This window comes from Chitinophaga sancti (assembly GCF_034087045.1).
In the GTDB taxonomy this organism is placed as follows: domain Bacteria; phylum Bacteroidota; class Bacteroidia; order Chitinophagales; family Chitinophagaceae; genus Chitinophaga; species Chitinophaga sancti_B.
Genome location: NZ_CP139247.1, coordinates 5,046,641 through 5,070,019 on the forward strand (window position 1 = coordinate 5,046,641; position 23,379 = coordinate 5,070,019).

The 23,379-nt window shown below is 46.3% G+C and carries 14 protein-coding genes and 1 riboswitch; of the genes, 8 read left to right on the plus strand and 6 right to left on the minus strand.

From position 1 onward, the window contains the following. Positions 1-92: 92 nt before the first annotated feature. The 4 genes from SIO70_RS20615 to SIO70_RS20630 all read right to left on the minus strand — a co-directional run bounded on the left by SIO70_RS20615 (position 93) and on the right by SIO70_RS20630 (position 6,635). Positions 93-3,119: an efflux RND transporter permease subunit gene (locus SIO70_RS20615; protein WP_320573900.1), complete on the minus strand. Its 3,027-nt coding sequence runs from the start codon at positions 3,117-3,119 to the stop codon at positions 93-95. Positions 3,120-3,144: 25 nt separating this feature from the next. Beyond that, on the minus strand, positions 3,145-4,539 hold the full coding sequence (locus SIO70_RS20620; protein ID WP_320573902.1) for an efflux RND transporter periplasmic adaptor subunit: 1,395 nt from the start codon (positions 4,537-4,539) through the stop codon (positions 3,145-3,147). A 22-nt stretch (positions 4,540-4,561) separates the two neighbouring features. Continuing rightward, positions 4,562-5,923 carry a TolC family protein gene (locus SIO70_RS20625; RefSeq protein ID WP_320573903.1) on the minus strand — a complete coding sequence of 454 codons (1,362 nt, stop codon included), beginning with the start codon at positions 5,921-5,923 and terminating at the stop codon, positions 4,562-4,564. A 103-nt stretch (positions 5,924-6,026) separates the two neighbouring features. Then, positions 6,027-6,635, minus strand: a complete 609-nt coding sequence (locus tag SIO70_RS20630) for a TetR/AcrR family transcriptional regulator (protein WP_320573905.1) — start codon at positions 6,633-6,635, stop codon at positions 6,027-6,029. A gap of 212 nt (positions 6,636-6,847) precedes the next feature. Beyond that, positions 6,848-6,961: riboswitch (SAM riboswitch) on the plus strand. Positions 6,962-7,101: 140 nt separating this feature from the next. Between SIO70_RS20630 and SIO70_RS20635 the strand changes: the two genes are divergently transcribed. Genes SIO70_RS20635 through SIO70_RS20645 form a run of 3 tightly spaced genes read left to right on the plus strand, consistent with a single transcriptional unit; the run spans position 7,102 to position 10,882 of the window. Beyond that, positions 7,102-8,271, plus strand: a complete 1,170-nt coding sequence (locus SIO70_RS20635; RefSeq protein WP_320573906.1) for a PLP-dependent aspartate aminotransferase family protein — start codon at positions 7,102-7,104, stop codon at positions 8,269-8,271. A gap of 35 nt (positions 8,272-8,306) precedes the next feature. Further along, on the plus strand, positions 8,307-9,608 hold the full coding sequence (locus SIO70_RS20640) for an amidohydrolase family protein (protein WP_320573908.1): 1,302 nt from the start codon (positions 8,307-8,309) through the stop codon (positions 9,606-9,608). Continuing rightward, positions 9,605-10,882, plus strand: a complete 1,278-nt coding sequence (locus tag SIO70_RS20645; RefSeq protein ID WP_320573910.1) for a YdcF family protein — start codon at positions 9,605-9,607, stop codon at positions 10,880-10,882. Before SIO70_RS20640 ends, SIO70_RS20645 begins: the two co-directional genes overlap by 4 nt. 412 nt (positions 10,883-11,294) lie before the next feature. On the opposite strand, the gene SIO70_RS20650 is transcribed toward SIO70_RS20645, so the two are convergent. Continuing rightward, complete coding sequence (locus SIO70_RS20650; protein WP_320573912.1) at positions 11,295-12,551, minus strand: dicarboxylate/amino acid:cation symporter; 1,257 nt, start codon at positions 12,549-12,551, stop codon at positions 11,295-11,297. Positions 12,552-12,727: 176 nt separating this feature from the next. Between SIO70_RS20650 and SIO70_RS20655 the strand changes: the two genes are divergently transcribed. Further along, positions 12,728-14,425: a sodium:solute symporter family transporter gene (locus tag SIO70_RS20655; protein ID WP_320573914.1), complete on the plus strand. Its 1,698-nt coding sequence runs from the start codon at positions 12,728-12,730 to the stop codon at positions 14,423-14,425. A 145-nt stretch (positions 14,426-14,570) separates the two neighbouring features. On the opposite strand, the gene SIO70_RS20660 is transcribed toward SIO70_RS20655, so the two are convergent. Beyond that, positions 14,571-15,110 carry a hypothetical protein gene (locus SIO70_RS20660; protein WP_320573915.1) on the minus strand — a complete coding sequence of 180 codons (540 nt, stop codon included), beginning with the start codon at positions 15,108-15,110 and terminating at the stop codon, positions 14,571-14,573. 454 nt (positions 15,111-15,564) lie between these two features. Between SIO70_RS20660 and SIO70_RS20665 the strand changes: the two genes are divergently transcribed. The 4 genes from SIO70_RS20665 to SIO70_RS20680 all read left to right on the plus strand — a co-directional run bounded on the left by SIO70_RS20665 (position 15,565) and on the right by SIO70_RS20680 (position 23,089). Continuing rightward, the gene (locus SIO70_RS20665) at positions 15,565-18,789 is read left to right on the plus strand and encodes a TonB-dependent receptor (RefSeq protein ID WP_320573917.1); all 3,225 of its coding nucleotides are present in this window, start codon (positions 15,565-15,567) and stop codon (positions 18,787-18,789) included. 19 nt (positions 18,790-18,808) lie between these two features. Next, positions 18,809-20,632 (plus strand): RagB/SusD family nutrient uptake outer membrane protein, encoded by a 1,824-nt coding sequence (locus tag SIO70_RS20670; protein WP_320573918.1) that lies wholly within the window; start codon positions 18,809-18,811, stop codon positions 20,630-20,632. 66 nt (positions 20,633-20,698) lie between these two features. Continuing rightward, the gene (locus SIO70_RS20675) at positions 20,699-22,279 is read left to right on the plus strand and encodes a DUF5123 domain-containing protein (RefSeq protein WP_320573920.1); all 1,581 of its coding nucleotides are present in this window, start codon (positions 20,699-20,701) and stop codon (positions 22,277-22,279) included. A gap of 159 nt (positions 22,280-22,438) precedes the next feature. Continuing rightward, positions 22,439-23,089: an HAD family phosphatase gene (locus tag SIO70_RS20680; protein ID WP_320573921.1), complete on the plus strand. Its 651-nt coding sequence runs from the start codon at positions 22,439-22,441 to the stop codon at positions 23,087-23,089. The last annotated feature ends 290 nt before the right edge of the window (positions 23,090-23,379 follow it).

Below are 23,379 nucleotides of genomic sequence, written 5' to 3' on the forward strand. Positions count from 1 at the left end.
AAGCTCCTCTTATAGCAAAAAAAAACGGGATGCATCAAAACTATGATACATCCCGTTTTTATATTGTCCGCTGCCGCCTTAATTGCCGTTTATCAGTACATCAGTTTATACACCACCGGCGTCACTACTCTCGACAACAACGTCGAACTAATCAACCCGCCGATCAACACGATCGCCAACGGCGCTATCAAAGGATTCGTACTGATCGCGATCGGTATCAACCCGCCTATCGCCGTCAATGATGTCAGCACTATCGGCAGGAACCTGATCTCACCCGCCTCCCGGATGGCCTCATCCAGCGACTTACCCTGCTCTCTCAACTGGTTCGTAAAGTCTACCAGCAATATTGTATTCTTCACCTCAATCCCCGCCAGCGCAATCATACCAATGATTGCCACAAAAGACAAGGAATTGCCCGTCATCCATAAAGCTACTGCCGCTCCTACAACCCCCAATGGGATGACTGACAATACTACAAACGTGCTCTTGAATGTCCTGAACTCCAATATCAGCACCGCTATAAACATAAACACCGTCAGGATAATAATACTGGTAAAATCCCCAAATGAATCCTTCCTTGATTCTATCTCACCGCCCATCTCATAAGAATACCCCTTTGGCAACTGCATCGCATCCATCTTCGCTATCACATCATTCAGCACCTTATCCACCAATACTCCCTTATCTACAAAAGCCGTTACAGATACCACTCTTCGCTTCTCCTGGTGACTGATACTGATCGGAGAGTTCTCCATTTTCAAATCTGCCACCTGGCTCAAAGGAATCGCCTTTCCATCATTGTTATTTACATACAGACTGTTGAACACATCCATCGTTGGTCTGCCCTCCTTATTCCTCGTCAGCAAAATGTCGTAGTCATTATCATTGCTATCTGCATAGTGCCCCAGGTTCAAACCTGCTACTGCCAGTCTCACCGTACGATCTATATTCAGACTTGGAATACCCAGCTGCTGCGCCTTCTCTTTATTGATTACCACCCGGATATCGCTCTTCAGCAACTTCACAGGATTGTCTACATAAATAGTACCCGGTGTTTTCCGCAACATTTCTTCTGCACGACCCGCTAACGTTCTCAGTGAATCCAGGTTATCGCCGAACAACCTGATCTCTACCGGTGCCGGTAAGGCAGGTCCCTGCTCAAAGTTTTTCACTTCTACTTTCGCACCCGGATAAGGTGTCCACAGCTGCCGTAGTTTATCAATTAATACCAGTTTCTTTTCAGGAGAGGTCTCGGGTTTCAACTGTACAAAGATCTGTGCATAGTCACTTCTTTCATGCTCCTGTATAATATTATAATACACCCGTGGATTACCCCTGCCTATATTCGTAGAAAAGTATTGTATATCCTTTTCATTCTTTAACACCTTCTCCACTTCCAGCGCAATCTGCCGTGTATAGGGCAGGTTAGACTGTGCCGGTGTTGTAATATTGATGAGGAACTGTGGCTTTTCTGAAGCGGGGAATAACCCAAATCCTATTATTTTGAACAGGTAAATAGAACCGGCAAAAATGATCACTGTCGCTGCGATAGTTAATAGAGGGCGCCTCAGTGCTCCATCCAGCAATTTACTGTAACTGCCATGGATCAGGCGTTTCAACCCACGCATAAAGATATTACCATCCGGATGACCGGTATGCGCTTTCAACAATTTGCTACTCAGGAAAGGAATGATTGTCAATGATACAAGCATGGAGGCCAGTACACTAAAGATTACTGCCAGCGGTAAACCCCTGATAAAATCACCGGAACCTTCAGGCATAAATACCAGTGGCATAAAGGCAATGATCAATGCTGCCGTACACCCGATTACTGCCAGTCCAATCTGCTTGGTCGCTTTCAGTGTCGCCTCCATTCTGTTATGCCCTTCCAGCATCCATCGCTCAATATTTTCAACCACCACAATACTATCATCCACCAGCAAACCCAACGCTACCACCAAACCAACAATACTCAGCTGGTTCAGGTTATAACCAAATACATTCAGCAATATGATCCCAATAGACAAAGACAGCGGAATAGAGATCATCACAATCAGCGCTGGCCTGAAACCTAGTGGCAACAGGGTCACCGCCACCAGCAGGATCGCAATAATAAAGTCTTCGCCCAGCCCACTCAGTCGCCTGTTTACATTTTGTGCCTGATCAAAATTTTCTACCAGGTCAATATTAGCCGGCAATTTTTTCTTAAACTGCTCAATCACCGGGCCATACACCTGCTTTGTCTTACTGATATTCTCACCTTCTTTTTGCGCAGCCACCAGGAATATACAGCGATGTGCATTCAGGCGGGTAGCATACGTTTCATCATTAAAACCATAATATACATTCGCAATATCCCGCAGAAAAATATTCTTATTACTATTTACATTGATCACTGTATTCCTGATCTCATCCAGTGATTTATAGCTACCGCTACTCTTGATATTGTAAGTGCGATTCCCTGCATCAATGCTACCACCTGGGATGTTCGCCATTTCTCCCTGCAAACTACTGATCACACTGTTCACAGAAATTCCCATCTGTGCAATCTTCTCCATCTGCAATTCAATCCGCACCTGTCTGCCAGGTACACCATGAATCTCTACATTTTTCAGTTCCTTCAGTCTTTCCAGTTCATCCTGCAATTTCTCAGCATAATATTGCAGTTTGTCCATGGACGCATTTTCAGATACAAGGCCCAGTTGCAGGATATTTACATCACTTGGTTGGAACCGCATCACTTCAATGCGTATATTTTCTGGCAGTTCTCCGCGTTTACCATTTACCACACGCAGCACTTCCTGGTACTTTTCATTTACATCGCTGCTATATTTATATTCTACCCTGATCACGGCCAGACCATCGCCAATAGAGGTACGCAACCTTTTTACATTCTCCTGTGCATAGAGTTCTTTTTCGAGTGGATCTACCACGAGGTCTTCCATATCTTTCGGACTGGTACCGGGATACACGACTACCACAGAGTAAGTAGGCGCATGCATTTCCGGGTCTTCGGAACGGGGCATATTAAGGATCGTCGTGATGCCCAGTGTAATAATCATGATAAAGATGACCAGGGTAAACTGGTAATTCTTTACCGCATATGTTGAAATTTTCATGTGCTGATAGTTGAAACGGTTAAACTTATTTTACACTGATCGGACTGCCATCAGTGAGATAAGCACTGCCGGAAATAATGAGTGCACCTGCCTGTTCCAGACCTTTGGTAATGATCACCTGGTCTTTTTCCATACCACCGATGGTCACGGTGACCTTCTTTGCCGTTTTATTATCGTTGGTGATGAATACATAACCAGTACTGCCATCGCCTTCCATCAGGGCTTCGTAAGGGATAGCCCATGGGCCATTGTTTGTTGCTGTTGCGCCATCACCTGTAGCCCTGCCGGCTTCAGACCTACCATCACCAGCAGTCCTGCCTGCCTGTAACCTACCTTCTCCAGCAGCCCTTCCTGCTTCAGATTTTCCATCACCAGCAGTCCTTCCAGCTTCTGATCTACCATCACCAGTAGTCCTTCCAGCCTCAGATTTTCCATCACCAGCAGCCCTTCCTGCTTCTGATCTACCATCACCTGTAGTCCTTCCAGCCTCAGATTTTCCATCACCAGCAGCCCTTCCTGCTTCTGATCTACCATCACCTGTAGTCCTTCCAGCCTCAGATTTTCCATCACCACCATTCGCCTGATTTTTCACTTTCCCACCTGCAGGCTCAATCGTCGCCTTGCCAAACATGCCATAGGCAATAGCTGCAGGCTTTGCACCATTCAAACGAATATCAGCTTTGAATGTACCACTGGTCTGATTCAGACCTTCTGTTTTACGTACTACTGTACCTTCAAACGTCTTTCCTGGTACTGATTCAATTTCAATCGTCGCTTTGTCCTGTGCCTGGATTTCCGCCCATTGTTTATTGCTCAGGTCTACCCGCAGCAGCCAGTTGCCGGCAGCTGCACCATTCGTTTCGAAGATGGGAGTACCAGCTTGCACCAGTTGACCTTCGTTAGCGAGTTTACGTAATACATACCCGTTAGAGGTGGCACGGATCTGTGAATGACTGCGATTGAACTCAGCTGATTTAAACTGTTCCTCTGCTATGTTCATCGCCGTTTTTGTATTCTGCAATTGTTCCAGTGTGGCTACGCTATCCTGGTATAAGTGTAGTACACGGTTGTAGTCACGCTGTGCTTTTTCAAAACCCAGTTGTGCCTGCGTAACCTGTGCATTGATCTCAGTAGGATTGAGGGTAGCCAGTACCTGACCGGTTTTGATCGCATCGCCTTCTTTCACAGCAAGGCTTTGAATGATACCACCGGTTTTAAAAGAAAGCATGGTTTCATCGTCAGTAGTAAATTGTCCGGACACGGCTATGGTAGCGGTACCTGTGTGCTGACCATTTAGTGGCAACAGTTTTACCGGGATCACTTCAGTCGTATTTTTGTTTTCAGCGGCTTTGTTATCTCCACAGGAAGCAACGAAGACAGCGAGAAAAGAGAGTAGTAAGATGGCGTGAATAGTTTTCATATATCAACGTTTAATATTGTTATTATAACTGGTAAGCGGCGGCCTGCAATTCAATGTCGGCCATAGAAGTTTGTACCCCTGCAAAAGCAACAGCTACCTGCAGGCGTGCGTTGGTTAATTGGTTTTGCGCATCCAGCAGTTCCAGGTAAAGGAGCTGACCGGCTTTGTATACTTTGAACTGATCGCGGTAATATTTTTCAGAAAGGGCTAGTTGTGTTTGAGCATTCTGATAATTAGCGACAGCGGTATGGTAGTTATTGTAAGCCGTGGTGAGTGCGAGTTGCAGCGAACTATATATTTCGTTGTAAGCCGCATCGACGGTTTTTATTTCAATGGCTGCCTGTTGTGCTTTGTGCTTTTGCTGACCGGAGGTGAAGAGGTCCCACTGCAGATGTACACCCCATAAGAAATAGCGGGTTTTATTGTCTACACTCCAGTTGAAGCCCTGTGAACCAAGGTCCAGGAAGGTGCTGAGTTTCGGAACGAGGTAGGAGTTGTATTGTTTGTATTGCAGACCTGCGATCTTTTTTTGCTGTTCCAGCTGTTGCAGTTCTTCCCGTTTTGTAATCGTGCTGGTATCGGCTACCGGCAGGAGGGAAGCGGTAGCAAAAGTGGTGCTGTCCAGAAGAATAGTATCGTTCAGGGGTTTGTTGAGGAGGAAGTTGAAATATGCTTTTGATAGGGTGCGTTGGTTTTCAGCACTGGTGATATTGGTGATAATTTTTTGTTGTTCTGCCTGGGAGCGTGTCAGGGCAGTGGTATTGGTCACTCCGTTTGCAATAAAACTTTTATTGACCCTGATATTTTCATCTACCAGCAGCATGGCAGCGTTGTAGATTTCAACAGCACGGCAGCTTTGGTAGTACTGGTAGTAAGCAGTTTTGAGATCCTTCACCAGTTTACGCTTATACACGTTTACTGTTGCCTGTTGCAGGGAAATACTTTCGCTGCGGATTTTGTTGGCATACCAGATCTCTGTGTTGATGAGCGGGAGGGTGGTGTGCAGTTTGGCATCGTAGAAATTATCGGGATTGAGGAGCACGGATTGATTTTTCAGCTGTGGAAACTGGTTGCTGCCCGTGAGCTGGTTGAGGCTCGAGTACACATTGTTCAGCAGGTCTCCGAGTGGAATGTCGATGGTACGACCACCGGCTGCACGGGTATAATCACCTTCCAGGCTCACGCTGGGGTAAAAGAGTGATTTGGCTTCCTGCAGGGCATACAGCGATTTGTCCAGCTGGAAATTGCGCTGCTGTAGGCCCTGGTTGCGGGTAAAGGCTTCCCGGATGTAGTGTTCAAGCAGCGTATCCTGGGCAGAAAGGCGGAATGATGCGCCCAGGATAGCTACTATGAACAAAAGTCTTTTTTTAATGCGTGTTGACATAATGAACACTGTTTAGTAAAGTGGTATAAAAAAAGACACGTTAAGTGTCAATGAAAAAAGGTGGATTATTATTTGTGTCAACCTGATGGTTGACACAAACAATTTATTTCTGAATAATTTGCATAAACTCTTGTATTGCAGACTGGACAAGGGATGCCTGCTCTCCTTCATTCAACCTGGTCACTTTCATCCTGTCACGGATAGAGAGGGCGATAATGCCATGTCCTAAACTCCAAAAGATCATTCCTGCTTTTACAGGATCAGAGAAACGGAGGTGGTCTTTGGCAGCTTCTACTGTATTCAGCAGGAACTGAAAGGAGCCGTTACAATTTTCCCAGAAATCATCTTCCTGCACCGCTTTCATAGGAGAGCGAAGTATGAACATGAGATCGTAGAGGTCCGGGTTGGCAATGCCATATTCGATATATGCTTTCAGCAATTCCCGCAGTCGCTGCATGGGATCGGCAGAAACAACATGCACCTGGAAGTATTCATGCAGCTGATCAAACGCTTCGCGCTGGATCTCGTAAAACAATTCGTCTTTATCCTTGTAGTACAGGTAGATGGTAGCAGGGGAATACTCAATCTTTTCTGCAATGTTGCGGATCGAGGTTTTCTCATATCCATCTTTAATAAACATCTCCATGGCAGCGCTGATAATCAGCTTCCGCATCTCCTGTTTTTCTCTTTCTTTCCTGTCAGATATCCCCATAATGATTTAATTTACAATGCAAACTTACTGAACGGTGTTTAGTAAACCAAATAAAATCTCTCCGAGGCAGGTAATTTCTCTTGTATTCCTTTCCCTTTCTGTCCCTCCGCTAAGGAAATCTTCTTTTGCCGAAGGCGAAAGAAGATTTTTTTGCTTCATTTTCTTGGAAATTTGGAATTTCCCGCTTTATCTTTGCATCAGTTCTTTAAGATACCTTATCAAGAAAGGCAGAGGGAAATGGCCCTGCGAAGCCTTAGCAACCATCCTGTTCCACCAAACAGGAAAGGTGCTACATCCATCCCGGATCAAACCGGGAAAGATAAGTCAGTAGATTTGATCGATATTACTCAATATACTTTTAAACTCACCTGACTATCCAGGTGAGTTTTTTTATGCCCACTCCTTTCTGATAAGCTCTCACGGAACCCTGTTTAATCAATTTCATCATCAACTAAAAAACAAACCGATGAGCAACATCACCCACCTTCTCCATTCCATTCCGGTAGATCCGTTAACAGGTGCTATCGCGGTTCCGATTTATCAGACCTCTACCTTCGTTCAGGAAGCACCCGGCGTGAACAAAGGCTATGACTATGCCCGTACCAACAATCCTACACGCGAAACGGTAGAGAAAATCGTGGCCGGCCTGGAAGGCGGCAGTACCGGCATCGCTTTTAGCAGCGGACTTGCAGCTATCGACGCTGTATTAAAACTGCTGCAATCAGGAGCTGAAATCATTGCTGTAGACGATATTTACGGGGGCGCTTTCCGCCTTTTTGACAAGGTGTACAAAAAGTTTGGGATCAAAGTCACTTATGTAGATACCAGCGATGTACAAAATGTACTGGACGCCATCACACCCGCTACAAAGCTGATCTGGCTGGAAACACCCACTAATCCAACTTTAAAGATCTCGGATATCGGGGCGATCGCGAAAATAGCCAAAGCCCATAAAATCCTCTTTGCCGTAGACAATACTTTTGGTACCCCGGTATTACAGCAACCCCTGTTGTTAGGTGCAGATATCGTCATCCATAGCGCTACCAAATACCTGGGTGGACACAGTGACCTGATAGCAGGTGTGGTTGTCACCAAAGAACCTGCATTGGGAGCTGAAATCAAATTTTACCAGAATGCCTGTGGTGCAATATTGTCACCATTCGACAGTTTCCTGTTAATTCGTGGTATCGAAACCGTTCACCTGCGTGTGCGTCAGCATTGTGCCAATGCAAAAGAGATTGCACGCTTCCTGGAGCAGCACCCATTGGTCGATAAGGTATTTTATCCCGGCCTTTCATCACACCCTCACCATGATATTGCGAAAAAGCAGTCTAAAGGATTCGGAGGCATTGTGAGTTTTACCCTAAAAACAGATACGGAAGCTGCGGCACAGCAATTTGTGACCAGCACCAAATACTTTAAGCTTGCTGAAAGCCTTGGTGGTGTTAAAAGTTTGTTATGCCATCCGGCTGCCATGACCCATAAATCTATCCCTGACGAAACGCGCAGAGCCGCCGGGGTAGCGGATAGCCTGATCCGTTTAAGCGTGGGATTGGAAGAACCGGAAGACCTTCTGGCCGACCTCGCTCATGCCTTTCATCAAATTCAGTCCGCAACGGTCGCGATATTTAACTGATAGTTCGTAGTTTGCAATACTGCAAACAATACTGAATGAAGAATTATCTGTTGATGACCATAGGGGCAATATTTCAAAGCTGCCTAATTTTTGCGCAGCAGGGACCCCTTACGGTACTGAAAGATATTACGCTCATAGACGGCAGCGGCGCGCCAGTGCGCCAGCATGCAAATATGGTGATCCAGGCAGATAAGGTGGTTTCTTTTCCGGATACTAAACACCTGCCTAAAAACGCCAGACGCATTAACATGAACGGCAAAACGGTCATGCCGCTGCTGATCAATGCCCACGGGCACCTGGGACTGATAAAAGGAAATACAGCTACCGCCAATAATTATACGGACGCGAATGTGAAACGGCAGCTGGAACAATATTTACACTACGGCATCGGCGCCGTATTGAGTATGGGTACGGATCAGCCACTGATCTGGCCATTCCGCGATTCCTCTCAAAAAGGCGCTATACCCGGCGCTACCGTTTATACTGCCGGCTATGGCTTTGGGGCTAACGGTGGCGTACCTCCCGGCGCATTTGGAAAACATATCCAACGGGCCCTTACTCCTGAAGCGGCAACAGCTGCCATGGAACAACTGGCGGCCCTACATCCTGATTTTGTAAAGATATGGGTGGATGGAAATCCCAAAGTGACGCCTGATATTTACCAGGCGATTATTACTTCTGCCCATGCCCATGGCATTAAAGTAGCTGCTCATGTCTATTACCTGGAAGATGCCCGCAACTTAGTGAACGATGGCATCGACCTGCTGGCACATAGCATCCGTGATCAGGTGGTAGATAATGCTTTCATTACCCTGATGAAAGAAAAAGGTACTTATTATATTCCCACACTCTCTTTAGACAAATACAATTTTGCATACGGCACACAATTGCCTGATTGGATAAATGATGACTTTTTTATTCACTCCCTTGAACCCGGTGTATACGATGAATTAAAACGTATGCCCCAGCAGAACGACAAGGACCGTGAGAAAAAAATCAGAGCCTTCAATATCGCAAAAACAAACTTACATAAACTGGACAGCGCCGGCATCCCCATTTGTATGGGTACCGACTCTGGTGCACAACCCACCCGTGCACAGGGCTTTTCAGAACACTTAGAATTAGCACTGATGGCCGAGGCAGGACTCACCCCACTCAAAGTTATTACCTGTGCCACCGCCAATGGGGCAAAATTGCTAAACGGCGCACATCATTCAGGAACTTTAATACCAGGAAATAAAGCAGATTTTATGATCCTTGATGGCAATCCGGCAGAGGATATCAAAGCCACCAGGAGCATTACCGCAATTTGGAAAAATGGAAAGGAAATAAAATGAAATTGAACAGAAAGATCTTTGCCATTGGCCTTTGCACAGGGCTACTGGCCACCACAATGACCTTTGGGCAACACAAGAGTAAACATTATCACAAGCCGGTAGCAAAACCACGCGCCACTGTTCCGGCACGCATCACGTTTACGGCTACACAGCAGGTACAAATCAGGAAGTCTTTTTACTTTCTCTATATGTTGGAAAGAAAAGGAGATACGCATGATATCGTACAAAAAGATGCGGTATTTAACACCATCGCAACTGAAAGAGCCACCCGTTTACAAACGGCACTCAGTACCTGTACCAATGCGGCCTGCCTGGGCGAAGCGTTGGAATGGACCCCGGACGAAATCCGCAGAACAGGAGATGAGTTTGTACAGTTAGTAAATACTAACAATTATATGACGGAAATGGTACAACGCCTGAAGGTAGTGAACCGTTACCCGGTATATGATGAAGAAAATGATACGGCTTATATCCGCAAAGTATGGGGAGATATCGCCAAGGGTATGAACCACATTTACGAAGTGTATTTACAGGGTGAACGTCCCCGCTATGCAGCGATCGATAGCGCTTCTATACAGCCATCTGATTTACCTGCTGTGAAAACAGGTTTACAGCACAAAATGGGAGGTTCCTTTTATCGCCAGTCATTGCAGGCAGCCCTCACCGCACTGGAAGTAAATGGCAGGGATGAGGCCACCCGTTACGAACCACTGTATGCCGGTCGTAATGCGGCGGCTTTTAAAAGGTCCCGTTTGATTTACTGGAATGCCTACAAGTACAGTGTGATCCTCGTGCCCGGCGCAGGTCCCGGAAAGAAAGGACAGAGCATGGATTCAGTAGGAATGTATCGCTGCAGACTGGCTGTGGAAGCTTATAATAACAAACTCGCACCTTACATCGTCGTTTCCGGTGGACATGTACATCCGTACAAAACGCCTTTCTGTGAGGCAGTGGAAATGAAGAAGTACCTGATGACAAAATTGGGTATTCCGGATAGTGCCATCATCATAGAACCACATGCAAGACATACGACGACGAATATCCGTAATACGGAAAGGTTGATGTACCTGTTTAATATGCCGGCTACCAAACCGGGGCTTATAATTACTGATCCCATGCAGTCGCTGATGATTGAGAAGATGGCGCCCCGTTTTGTAAAAGAAATCGGCTATGTACCTTATAAGGAAATGGAGAGAGTGGATGATACGACGAACAGGTTCCTGCCGGATGAAAAGGCATGGCAGGAGGATCCTAATGATCCGCTGGACCCGTGATAGAATGCTGGCCCTTTTGGATGCTGGTTAGCGACTAAAGCTGGCAGGAAGATCTTCATGATGTGCTGGACCCGTGATAGAATGCTGGCCCTTTTGGATGCTGGTTAGCGACTAAAGCTGGCAGGAAGATCTTCATGATGTGCTGGACCCGTGATAGAATGCTGGCCCATATGGATGCTGGTTAGCGACTAAAGCTGGCAGGAAGATCTTCATGATGTGCTGGACCCGTAATAGAATGCTGGCCCTTTTGGATGCTGGTTAGCGACTAAAGCTGGCAGGAAGATCTTCGTGATGTGCTGGACCCGTGATAGAATGCTGGCCCATATGGATGCTGGTTAGCGACTAAAGCTGGCAGGAAGATCTTCATGATTTGCTGGACCCGTGATAGAATGCTGGCCCTTTTGGATGCTGGTTATTTACCACCGCTGGCTGGAAGATCTTCGCCATCCGTTTTTTCGGTTATCCACTTCTTCCCCTTCAGCACCCTGGTCACCAACATCGCAGCTACCGTATCACCTGTTGCATTTAATACAGTAGCCAGCGGATCCACCAGCGTACCAACTATCATTACCGCTGGCAAAGCCGCCACCGGAAATCCATACACAGACATTACAAGGAGCTCCCCGATGTACCCTCCATTGGGGACGCCTCCTTCCACAATACTCACGATCACTGTAATCCCCAATGCCAGCAGGATCGTATCCACCCCCGAAAAATCCCTTCCAAACAGCGCAAATACCACCCCGATCTTTACAATCGAAGAAATACTGGATCCATCCTTATGCAGCGTGGCACCTAATGGTATCACCACGTTATTAATACTTTCCGGCACCTTCATTTTCTTCCCCGCTTCCAGGTTGGCAGGAATGGTCGCAATGCTGCTGCAAGACCCTAATGCGGTCAGGGAAGGCACTATATTATATTTCCAAAATGTAATGATCCCCTTCCACCCACCGGCCAGGAAAGCGTAAAAGGAAAACCCCACGAAGAAGTAAACAATGCCAAACCCATAATAGATCTTCATAGAACTGGCATAGGTCACGAACAATTGCGGACCCAGCTCCGCAATCTGGCAGGCGAAATAAACGCCCAAACCCAGTGGCGCCATCACCATAATAATGTCCAGGAAGCTCTTCATCACGGCATTGGCCGATAGCAGGAACTTCCTGAAAGGTGCACCTGCCTCCCCGGCTTTCAGGGCCGCAAAGCCCATAATAGCGGCAAAGATTAACAACGGCAGCATATTCTTCCTCGATAAGAGGGAAAAGAACTCCTCTGTGGTCAGTAATCTCACCATCTGATCTCCCCAGTTACCCGCATCTTTGAGGTCCGGCAATGACCCCGGAACCGTCACTACCGCTTCCAGCGGAAAAAGCCAGATCACCACAATCGTAAGAAATGCAGCTATCAATATAGTAGAAAGGAATACCAGTCCCATGGCAGACATGATCTTACCCAGTTTCTGCCCCGGATCAATATTGGCAATAGCTGCAGAAATAGCAAAGAACACCAGCGGTACCACGGCAATAAAGATCAGGTTAAGGAAAATATCACCGATGGGTTTCAGGATCAATACCCGTGGCCCTAGCGTGAGACCCATAATGCTGCCGGTAATGATCCCTCCCAGCAAAAGCAGGATGCTACTATAGTTCTTTATTAATTGACGCATAAGGATGTAATATAGAAAAAAACTCCCGAAGGCAAAATCCGCACATTCGAAGGTTAAAATTTTACCAGATAAAAATATTTTTATACTTTAAATGTAAAATTGACAATTATTACTATCTTGCCCCTCGATGCAGGAGTACCCGTTGTGAAACTAGACACCGTAACATTCCACATAATATGAATAAACTCGCCAACATTGATTACATCATATTTGTAATCTACTTCCTGGTAGTCGCGTCTTATGGTTACTGGATTTACCTCCGGAAAAAGAAGGCCACTATGAGTACGAAAGATTTCTTCCTGGCAGAAGGATCACTCACATGGTGGGCCATAGGCGCTTCCCTCATTGCCTCCAACATTTCAGCTGAACAATTCATTGGTATGAGTGGCAATGGCTTCTCTGTCGGTATCGCCGTTTCTGCCTATGAATGGATCGCAGCTGTAGCCCTCATTATCGTAGCAGTCTGGTTTATTCCCGTTTACCTGAAGAACAAGATCTACACCATGCCACAGTTTCTCAAAACCCGTTATAATGAAACGGTGGCGCTCATCATGGCTGTATTCTGGTTATTCCTGTATGTGTTTGTCAACCTCACGTCCATCCTGTTCCTCGGTGCACTGGCCATCAACAACCTGGTAGGTGCTGAACATTTTCACATCATCATGGTGGCCCTGGCTATCTTTGCACTGGTCATCACATTAGGTGGTATGAAAGTGATCGGTTATACCGATGTGATCCAGGTGATCGTACTGATCATTGGTGGCCTTGCTACTACGTGGCTGGCACTGACTATGGTGAGCGAACACTTTGGCCTTGGCAAAGATGCACTGGCTGGTTTTAATGCACTCATGAAAGATTCTCCCGATCACTTTGAGATGATCCTCAAAAAACCTGGTCCCGGCGCTTCGCAGGAGTACATCAACCGTTATCTCTTATTGCCTGGTATCACTATTTACTTTGCAGGCCAGTGGATCATCAACCTGAACTACTGGGGGTGTAACCAATACATTACACAAAGAGCACTGGGCGCGGATCTGAAGACCGCCCGTAATGGTATTCTCTTCGCTGGTCTCCTGAAATTGATGATGCCTGTGATCGTGATGTTGCCTGGTATCGCCGCTTATGTATTGTACAAGAATGGTGGCTTGCAGGGCGAAATGGCTCCTGGTGGACAATTCAATGCGGACAATGCTTATTCTGCTGTACTGACCTTCCTGCCAAATGGTCTGAAAGGTTTGTCCCTCGCAGCGTTGACAGCTGCTATCGTAGCGTCACTGGCGGGTAAGGCAAATAGTATTTCGACGATCTTTACACTGGATGTTTATAAGAAATATATTAATAAAGAAGCCGATGAGAAAAAGCTGGTATGGACAGGTCGCATCACGATCGTTGTGGCCATGCTGGTGGCCATTGCCTTTACATGGAATGACCTGTTAGGAATTGGTGGTGCAGGTGGTTTTACCTTTATCCAGAAATATACAGGTTTTATCAGTCCCGGTGTATTCGCCATGTTCCTGCTAGGTATGTTCTGGAAGCGTACCACTGGTGCAGCGGCAGTAGCAGGTATCGTAACCGGCTTTTTACTTTCCGTGGTGTTCAATAACTATGCAGCGGAATGGTTTGGACATGAAACGTGGTTATACACCGCGTTCCTGAACAGCAAGGGGGTATATGAGATTCCATTCCAGATCTGTATGGGCTGGGCATTCTTCTTTACCCTGGTGGTGATGGTGATATTGAGCCTGGCAGGTCCGGCCATCAACCCGAAAGCCTTCCAGCTGGACAAAGCGATGTTCAAACTGGCACCGTCTACCATCGTTATGATTGTAATAACGCTGCTCATACTCAGTGCGCTGTACATCCGCTTCTGGTAAACATTTATTTAGTCTCTACAAGCTGTATGAACCCTCAGTAATTTTTGCAGATTACAGCTATTCAATAACGTGAACTATGATATACGAAGGTCGAATTCATTCGACCTTTTTTTTATGCCAGTAATAGAGCGGTTGCGTATCAATTTTATTCTAATCTCACTTCTCTCACGGTTCCATTTCCCGCCAGATCTTCCGCTACCGCTACTACCTTTCCTCCAGCCGGCAAACTGGCTGCGTTATAATACCAGTCCACACCATTCCTGCCTAAAACAGCCTTGCCTCTTTCCAGCATCGCACCCGCCGCATCATGTACCCGTACTTCCACTTCCGCTACCCTGAATTCATCTTTTGCTGTGACGATTACAGTGTTCTCTTCAAATTGGATATGCTGCACTTCGGGTGATTTAAATGCATCCTTTATCGCCATATTATAAGCATTCTGTCCGGCTCCTGCTTTGGACTTATAGTAAGCCTTTAGCTCCGGATCCAGTAGAATCATCTTTGCATATGCTGCTGCCACCTGCATCTTATACCGGGCTTCCAGCTGCTTTTTTGTCGGTTTTTTCTTCGACGGACCGCGTTTCTTGGCCATAATGATCTGGCCATTCCGTTCGTAGATCGTGAGTTGATCGCCGAGGGTACCTCTGACGAGTTGGAGGAGTATACTGTCTTTAACAATGGCCATAACAAACAATTTTTAAGTTATAGGAATGAATATACCTAAACGCCTGCAACTACGGTGAAGCTTTTATACTAAATCAGCACTAAATGAGTACTAATACATCACTTAATCTGCACCTCAATATCGAATTGATATACAAGTGTAGTTATAATGTACTTATAGTGTACTTAAAATGTAATGTTGGTCATAAAGCCTCGCTATACCTTAGTGGACTATCCAATAAAGGCTAAATTCCCCCTATGCGATATTCCCGCCGGTTACGTTCCGGGAACGATTGCGTAAATAAACACGCGTAATAAGTTGTTCGTTAGAAAATTAGCCGTTAAAATTGTTGAAGGAGCATGAATAATAAGGAGGGACATTTTGTAGCAGTAACCCGATATTCTCCGACAATTCTATCAACCAGTTGAACACGTCTATGAAATAGTTATAAGATTCTAAACATTGAATTCCACTTATGAAAGGATTAATTTTCTTCATGACCATCCTCCTGGGATGTATGAAGGTGTTTGCCCAGTCGTATCAGATCTCTGGAACAGTTACCAGCAAAGAATCCGGCGATAAATTGCCGGGCGTCTCCATTCGTATTAAAAACACGAATACGGGTACCCAGAGTGATGCCGACGGACAGTTTCACCTCAAAGTTCCCAATGGACAAACGGTTTCCCTGGTACTGACCTATGTAGGCTACCAGACACTCACAGTGAACGCTTCACCATCTAACACGGTAAAGGCACAATTACAACTAGCTAACAACAACATGAATGAAGTGGTTGTAGTTGGCTATGGCACCGTATCCAAAGGCAACTTTACCGGTGCTGCGTCTTCCCTGAATGCGCAGAAAGAACTGAAAGACGTACCGGCCAATACCGCCGCCGAAGCACTGGCAGGCCGCCTGGCTGGTGTGCAGGTCACGACGACCGAAGGCAGACCCGGTGCAGATATCCTGATCCGTGTCAGGGGCGGTGGCTCTATCACACAGGACAATTCTCCCCTCTACATTGTAGATGGTATCCAGGTTGAAAATGCACTCTCTTTATTGTCACCACAGGAAATACAAAGTATCGATGTACTCAAGGATGCTGCGTCTACCGCCATCTATGGTGCCAGAGGTGCTAATGGGGTGGTGATCATCACGACCAAAGGTGGTAAAGATATGCCCACCCGCGTAAGTTATGATGGCTATATGGGGGTACGTAGTATTGTGAACGAACTACCCGTATTATCGCCGTATGACTATGTAAAATATCAGTATAAACTGTACAACTATCAAACGGACGATGATACCAAAAATGCTTTCAGGGATAAGTATGGTCGCTGGGAGGATCTTGAATTGTACAAACAGGTACCGTCTACCGACTGGCAGGATGAAGTTTTTGGCCGCAATGCCACGAACAATACACATGTGGTCACGGTGACAGGTGGTAATAAAACCTCGTCTTTCAACCTCACGCTGAACAATACTTCCGAACAGGGTATCATGCTGGAATCCGGTTATCGCCGTACCATGGCAGCATTCCGTTTTGATCATACTGCCAGCAAACGCCTGAAGGTGGGCATCACCACCCGTTACAGCCGTCAACGGGTAGATGGCGTAGGTACTTCAAATACGGGTTCACAGGGCACTAACCGCCTGCGCAATGCCGTACGCTACAAACCGTTTATTGCTCCCGGTGATGAAGATGTGGTGGACGTATTCGATCCTGAATATGCGAATCTTACGAACCTTACGAATCCTGTGTTGCTTGCACACAATGAACTGAAATATGATTACCGAAACGATGCTAACCTAAACGGGTATATGAACTTTACGATCCTGGATGGATTGACCTTCCGGAGTACGGTAGGCTTCACCAGCACAGGCACGCGTACCAATACTTACAACGGGTATGTTACATCCGTAGCGCGTTCTAATGCAGATATGCCGGTAGTCACCATTGCTACAGGAGAAACGACGACCCTCACCAATTCAAATACGCTTAGTTATAACAAAAACTTTAATAATAAACACCAGCTCGATCTGCTGGCCGGTCAGGAAATTTATATGCTGAAAGGGAATTCTCAGAGCACTACTGTCAAGTGGATGCCAGTGGATCTTACACCTGAACAGGCATTTGCCGGTATTCAAAAGGCCACGCCGCCTACCGGGCAAATACAGGATCCGCCTACTACCAGCGTGACACAAAACAGGCTGATCTCATTTTTTGGCAGGGCCAATTATGGATACAACAACAGGTACCTGGCTACACTCACCCTGCGCTATGATGGGTCTTCCCGGTTCAGTTATGAAAATGGTTTTGCTTCTTTCCCCTCTTTAGCCCTGGCATGGCGGGTGACACAGGAAAATTTCATGCGGAATATTCATTGGCTTTCTGACCTGAAGCTACGCGCTACACTGGGTACTGCGGGTAATAACCGCATCTCGGAAGACCTGTTCAAAACCATGTATGGTACCAGCACCAGCTCCTATGCCTTTGATGAATCTGTGACACCGGGTACTGCCCCGCTGTCTTTAGCCAATCCTCGCCTGAAATGGGAAACGACTGTATCCCGCAACCTCGGGCTGGACTTCGCAATATTGGATAACCGGATCAGTGGTTCCGTGGATTATTATTACAACAATACCCGCGACCTCCTGCTGGCTGCACAGATTCCTCAAACTACGGGGTATAGCAGCCAGATCCAGAATGTAGGGAAGACGCAAAATAGGGGAGTGGAACTGCAGATTGCAGCGGTGGTGATCAATAAGAAAAAAATGAGTTACAATGTGTCTTTCAACATCGCGGCGAACAGAAACAAAATCGTGAGTCTGGGTACGGATCCTACCGGCGCCCCCCTGAAATCTTATTACGCCCAATCCGGTTGGGTAAATAGCCTGAACGATTTCCTGGTAGAAGTAGGACAGCCCATCGGACAATTTTACGGCTATGTCACCGATGGCTACTACAAGATCGAAGATTTCAATTACGACGCCGGCACACAACACTACACCCTGAAATCAGATGTCCCCAATAACAGCGCGGTAGCCCTTGGTAGTCGTGAAGTACAACCCGGTGACCTCAAACTGAAGAAGCTATCAAAAGATACTTCCAGGATCATTGGACTGAACGACAGGCAGGTATTGGGAAATGCCCAGCCGAAGTTCTTTGGTGGTTTCAACCAGCAGTTTACATGGAGGGGATTTGACGTGAGTGTTTTTGTCAACTTCTCTTATGGCAACAAGGTATACAATGCGAATAAGATCGAATTCACTACTACCTATCAATACAAAGATAACAACCTGATCCGGGAGATGAAAGATGCGTGGAAATGGTATGACGACAATGGTGCACTGGTAACTGATCCGGAGCAGCTGCAGGCGTTGAATAAGGATACAAAATACTGGTCAGCACCGGCGGGCAACTACTTCCTGCATTCCTTTGCTATAGAAGATGGTTCTTTTATCAGGATCAGTAACCTGACCATCGGGTATTCACTACCGTCTTCATTGCTGAAGAGAACCCATGTCTTCTCCCGTTTCAGGGTATATGCCACGGTCAATAACCTGTACACGTTTACGAAGTATACGGGCTATGATCCGGAGGCCAATACCCGTCGCAGCAACCCGCTCACGCCGGGGGTGGATTATGCGGCTTACCCGAGAAGCCGTTTCATACTGGGTGGTGTCAATGTTTCTTTTTAATGGATTAAACGATTTGATTATGTACGCGAACATACGTTCATTCATCATACTTATCATTTTTGTCACAGCATTCAGTGCGTGCAAAAAATACCTGACGATCGAGAACCCGTCTACGATATCGCAGGATGCTGTATTTACCAGTGTATCCAATACGAATGCCGCTGTAGTGGGTGTATACGCTATGTTGATCGGCGATAATGGATACGGTAACCGTATTTCGTGTTTGTTTCCACAATCATCGGACGATTTTAAAACATCCGGTGACTATAGTGCGGACGACAGGAGAGGGATCAGTACTTATGGTGCCAGTGCGGGGAATAGTGATTTGCCGAACCCTTTTAACCAGTTGTTCAAGGGGATAGAGCGGGCGAATATTTGTATCAAATATATCCCATTGTCTCCTTTGTATAATGGTGGTTCTGCAACAGAGCAATCACAGATGAAGAAGATGTATGGAGAGGCGCTGACCCTGCGGGCACAGTTTTACTTTGAAGCGTTGCGCAACTGGGGCGATCTGCCTGCACAACTGGTGCCCGCCGCAGATCTGACGGATATGTACCTGCCCCGGACTGATAAAGATTCCATCTACCAGCAATTGCTGGACGACCTGGCAGTGGCAGAAGAATTAGTGCCCTGGAGAACGGAATCACCAGATCAGAATTTACGACTCACCAAAGGTGCGGTGAAGGGGATCAGGGCCAGGATTGCGCTGGCTGTAGGCGGCTATTCATTGCGTACCAATCCTCATGTGATGGCGAGAAGAGATGATTATAAAAAGTTTTACCAGATAGCTTATGATGAATGTGCGGATATTATGGCACATCCGGAACAGCATGCGCTGAATCCTGTGTATGAAAATATCTTCAAGTCATTGCATACGTCTACGCGAACCGACGATGCGCATGAACTGATGTTTGAAGTTGGTGCATATGGTGGGAATGCCAGTACAGATAGTAAGCTGGGATATTACAATGGTCTGAAGCATAATACCTCTTCCCGTTTTGGTGGCGGTGGTGGTGGCATCAATGTATTGCCGACGTATTTTTATGAGTTTGATTCAATTGGTGATTGTCGCCGGGATGTGACCATCAACCTGTTTGAAATAGATGCAAATAGTCAGAAGATAGCGGTAACAGCAGGTGTGATGACAGATGGTAAGTATCGCCGTTCCTGGACGAGCATTACCGGTACATCGCAGAACCTGGCTATCAACTGGCCGATACTGCGGTTCTCTGATGTGTTGCTGATGTATGCGGAGGCAGACAATGAAATCAATGAAGCACCTTCTGCAAAGGCGCAGGATGCTTTGCAGCAGGTACAGAAAAGAGCTTATGCAGGGCACCTGGACCGATTGCCGGAAATACCTACGGATAAACAGGGATTCTTTGAAGCGGTAGTACATGAAAGGTTGCTGGAATTCGGGGGTGAAGGGATTCGGAAGTATGATCTGATCCGTTGGAACCTGCTGGCTACAAAGCTGACAGAGACAAGGGATAAGTTGCGCCAGTTTATGAATGGGGAGGGGCGGTATGCGAATGTGCCATTGTACCTCTATGCAAAAGCGGCGACGTATAATCTTACGAATTCAGTGGATGAAACGAAGACGCTGGATTTGTATGGTGGACCGGTATCGCAGGTGTTGTTTGAACCGGGATTGGGGGTTTCTGCTGCGCCATCGGGGTATACGACTAAGAGTTGGCGGATGGCGGTGAATGAAGATTACCTGACGGGGGCGAGGAAGGGGTATGCGATTTATTTTGAGGCGAATAAAAAAGAGCTGTTTCCTATTCCTACAGATGCTTTGAATAGTAATTACAGGCTGGTACAAAATCAGGGGTATTAATTTCTGTTAATGCTTTGAATAGTAACAGCAAGCTGGTATGAAATCAGGGCTACTAAAATGACTCATATGCGTTATATAATATTTTTTCTGTTCATCAGCCTGTTGGCCTGCAAGAAAAAAGAAGATGAACTCAGTCTGTCCAGGCAATTTATGCCATCGGGCGATATCTCTATCAGCACGGCAGATACCCTGGCTACACTCACATGGAAAGCAGCATTGTTCACTTCCGGTACGGTAGTGACTTATACCGTGGAGGTGTCACAGGATTCTACTTTTGCCACCACGGCGCATAGTTTTGCAACAGATACCACTGGTATCAGGATCTCCGATCAATACCTGGAAGTACGTAAAAAGTATTATGCCCGTGTAAGAACAAATGGGAAAGATACGGCCAGTGCATCCAATTGGGTGTATAGTAAAAGTTTCTCCATTACAGGAGAGCAGTTGTTGCTACCATTGGCAGATAGTAATCTCATCGATAAATCTGTCATTCTGTTATGGACATCCACGCAGGGGCTGACGAAGCTGGTCTTCACGAGTGGCGGTGTTTCCAGAACAATTGGATTATCTGAAGAACAGAGTATTGCGGGCAAATTACAGGTAGATAGTCTGCAACCACTGACAACCTATACAGTTGAAATCTTTAAAGAAGAAGTGAGTAAGGGGATACTGACCTTTACGACAAAAGCCGGTGTGGCGACCGGACCGAATGTGATAGACCTGACAGGCATCACAGGGGTGCCTGGTATTCTGAAAGACACGTTGCCGAAAGTGGGAGCGGGGAGTATTATCATCCTGAAAAGAGGGGAGACGTATAATATCGATATTGCGATGGAACTGGGCAAAGCCGTATCATTCGTGAGTGAAAACAGCTTCAATACACAGTTGCCATTGATATATTTTACCAACAACTTCAATGTGACGGCGGGGAGTGTGATAGACTCGGTTGTATTCAGGGGATTGACTTTACGGAGTAATGATTATGCCAGCAGGTATGTGATCAATGCCAGCAATGTAGCGACCATAGGTAAGATCCTGTTTGAAGATTGTCATGTAGAAATATTCCGTGGTGTGGTAAGGTTGCAAACTTCTGCGGCCGGTGGTACACAGGTGGGCGACTTTGTGGTGAATAATTGTGTGGTAGACAGCATTTCGAATTATGGAGTGGTGAATTGTGATAATGTGGCTTGTGCGGTACAGAATATCACAATACAGAACAGTACTTTATATAAGCTGGAAAAAGTGGTGACCAGTAAGCAGAATTCCAATTCAGTGGTATTGAGTAACTGCACCATTAATGAGGCGCCGCAGGGTGGGGGATCGGCTTACCTGGTGGATTATAGTCAGTCAGCGACTAATAATATCGCGGCGGGAATCAGTCTGAAGAGTTGTATTATCGGTGCGGGGCGGAATAACGGAGGGAGTACGAGTGTACGTGGGATCAGGGCGAATGCTGCCACGTTGATTAATGTAAGTAGTAGTTTCAATACATCGGATTATGTGGTGAGTGGAAATGCGATTGTGGGATTGACGGTGTATGCAGGTACGGTGACAGATCTGTGGAAGGATCCGGCGAATGGGAATTTTACGATTAAGGATAGTGGTTTTGCAGGGAAGAGTTCCGCGGGAGACCCGCGGTGGTGGTAGATCGAAGTTTAATTTCCGGGGGGATACCGGGTGTTGGAGGGTAAGGCCAGCCTTGGGCTGGCCTTACCCTCCGCCCCGCGGGGATTTGATGATTGTCCTCTGGACAATCATCAAATCCCCGCTTTTATTTTTCTACCTTTGCCCCAAAGTACAAGAACTATGAAACGGGCATTTATCTTCGACATGAACGGCACTATGATAGATGATATGGAGTATCATGTACATGGCTGGTTTAACATCCTTAACGACGACCTTGGTGCAAACCTTAGCCGGGAAGCTGTAAAAAAGGAAATGTATGGCAAAAACCAGGAAGTCCTGATCCGTATCTTTGGCAAAGGCAAATTCACAAACGAACAAATGGATCAACTGGCTCTTGAAAAAGAGCGCCGTTACCAGGAAGCTTACCGCCCTCACCTCAGCCTGATTGCCGGTTTACAGCAATTTCTGGATAAGGCGCATGAACTGGGCATACCAATGGGTATCGGCACCGCGGCCATTCCATTCAATGTAGATTTTACAATTGATAATCTGCACTTAAGATCCTATTTCAAGACAATTATAACTGCTGATGATGTGGTGGACAGCAAGCCTCATCCGGAAACCTTCCTGAAGGCGGCTGAAAAGATGGGGGTAAAACCCGAAGACTGCATTGTATTTGAAGATGCACCCAAAGGTGTAGAAGCAGCGCAGAATGCAGGTATGAAATCAGTAGTGATTACTACGATGCATACAGAGGAGGAGTTTGCAGCCTATAATAATGTTATCAGGTTTATTAGCGACTATAGGGAACTATCACCTTCGGAATTGTAAAGGGTGGTTATCTTCTTCATGGCTATAGGGACCTTTCCCCTTCGGAATTGTAAAGGATGGTCATCTTCTTCATGGCTATAGGAAACCATCCCCTTCGGAGTTGTAAAGGGTGGTTATCTTCTTCATGGCTATAGGGAACTACCCCCTTCGGAATTGTAAAGGATGGTTATCTTCTTCATGGCTGTAAGGAACTTTCACCTTCTGAGTTGTAAAGGGTGGTTATCTTCTTCATGGCTATAGGAAACCATCCCCTTCAGAACTGTAAAGGGCGGTCATCTTCTTCATTGCTA

Bases quoted from the DNA above. Each gene is read 5' to 3' on its own strand.
- SIO70_RS20615 (WP_320573900.1), bottom strand. From the start codon at position 3,119: ATGAAAATTTCAACATATGCGGTAAAGAATTACCAGTTTACCCTGGTC.
- SIO70_RS20620 (WP_320573902.1), bottom strand. From the start codon at position 4,539: ATGAAAACTATTCACGCCATCTTACTACTCTCTTTTCTCGCTGTCTTC.
- SIO70_RS20625 (WP_320573903.1), bottom strand. From the start codon at position 5,923: ATGTCAACACGCATTAAAAAAAGACTTTTGTTCATAGTAGCTATCCTG.
- SIO70_RS20630 (WP_320573905.1), bottom strand. From the start codon at position 6,635: ATGGGGATATCTGACAGGAAAGAAAGAGAAAAACAGGAGATGCGGAAG.
- SIO70_RS20635 (WP_320573906.1), top strand. From the start codon at position 7,102: ATGAGCAACATCACCCACCTTCTCCATTCCATTCCGGTAGATCCGTTA.
- SIO70_RS20640 (WP_320573908.1), top strand. From the start codon at position 8,307: ATGAAGAATTATCTGTTGATGACCATAGGGGCAATATTTCAAAGCTGC.
- SIO70_RS20645 (WP_320573910.1), top strand. From the start codon at position 9,605: ATGAAATTGAACAGAAAGATCTTTGCCATTGGCCTTTGCACAGGGCTA.
- SIO70_RS20650 (WP_320573912.1), bottom strand. From the start codon at position 12,551: ATGCGTCAATTAATAAAGAACTATAGTAGCATCCTGCTTTTGCTGGGA.
- SIO70_RS20655 (WP_320573914.1), top strand. From the start codon at position 12,728: ATGAATAAACTCGCCAACATTGATTACATCATATTTGTAATCTACTTC.
- SIO70_RS20660 (WP_320573915.1), bottom strand. From the start codon at position 15,110: ATGGCCATTGTTAAAGACAGTATACTCCTCCAACTCGTCAGAGGTACC.
- SIO70_RS20665 (WP_320573917.1), top strand. From the start codon at position 15,565: ATGAAAGGATTAATTTTCTTCATGACCATCCTCCTGGGATGTATGAAG.
- SIO70_RS20670 (WP_320573918.1), top strand. From the start codon at position 18,809: ATGTACGCGAACATACGTTCATTCATCATACTTATCATTTTTGTCACA.
- SIO70_RS20675 (WP_320573920.1), top strand. From the start codon at position 20,699: ATGCGTTATATAATATTTTTTCTGTTCATCAGCCTGTTGGCCTGCAAG.
- SIO70_RS20680 (WP_320573921.1), top strand. From the start codon at position 22,439: ATGAAACGGGCATTTATCTTCGACATGAACGGCACTATGATAGATGAT.